We start from the raw sequence: 934 nt of genomic DNA on the forward strand, positions 1-934 counted from the left end.
GCTCCGTGCGCGAACTGTTCACGAGAACGGTGGGTCGGAGCGTGGCTAGATTTGACCCGATGGGGACGCGCGATGGAAACCGCTATGTGGTGACGGATGCGGAGAAGGAACGCTTCGAACGTGACGGGTACGTCCACCTCGCCGGGGTGCTGACGGAGGACGAGGTCGCCGATCTCGACCCGGTGTACGACGCGTTCATGCGCGGGGAGATCGACGTCACGGGACGCGACCTGTACGACATGGTGTCCGGCGAGTTCGGCACCGATCCGAGCGAGTACGCGATCTTCAACGTGATGCTGCCGCGGAAATACCACGAGGCCTGGCAGGGCAACATCTTCGAACAGGTCGGTCACACGATCGCCGAGCAGCTGTGCGGCGAAGGGATGACGCTCGACTTCGATCAGTTGCTCGCGAAACAGCCCGGCCGTGACGACGCGATCTTCGCGTGGCACCAGGACCAGGCGTACTGGATCAACACCGACGACCGACGCACCGCGACCTGCTGGCTGGCGATCGACGATTCGACCGTCGAGAACGGATGCATGCAGTTCCTGCCCGGGAGTCACCTCGAACCGGTCCGACCCCATCGTCCGGCCGGTGCGAGCCGTGAGGAACAGCACACGCTCGTCACCGACCTGCGTGAGGACGATCATCCCGTCGAGGTCCCGATCCGGCGCGGCGACATCACCGTCCACAACGAGGGGATCATGCACGGATCGGGCGGCAACGTGTCCGCGTCCAGCAGACGGCGCGCGTACATCAACGCCTACCGGTCGATCGAAACGGTCAGGCGGGAGCGCGAGCTCGGATTCACCCACTCCCACAACGACGACCAGACGGTGCTCAACCAGGTCGACGGCCTCCTCGCAACGGAGTAGTTCCACCCTCGTCCCCACCCGATCTCGTGATCTGTTCCCGCGCTCCGTGCGCGAAC

General features: G+C 64.8%; 1 protein-coding gene. It reads left to right on the forward strand.

Translation table 11 applies throughout. The features are described from left to right. The first annotated feature begins 59 nt into the window (after positions 1-59). Positions 60-878: a phytanoyl-CoA dioxygenase family protein gene (locus ON45_RS19930; protein WP_040496428.1), complete on the forward strand. Its 819-nt coding sequence runs from the start codon at positions 60-62 to the stop codon at positions 876-878. Positions 879-934 lie beyond the last annotated feature (56 nt).

It is taken from the genome of Ilumatobacter nonamiensis YM16-303, from assembly GCF_000350145.1.
GTDB lineage: Bacteria > Actinomycetota > Acidimicrobiia > Acidimicrobiales > Ilumatobacteraceae > Ilumatobacter_A > Ilumatobacter_A nonamiensis.

Coding starts and splice junctions, on each gene's coding strand:
- ON45_RS19930 (WP_040496428.1), top strand. CDS start 60: ATGGGGACGCGCGATGGAAACCGCTATGTGGTGACGGATGCGGAGAAG.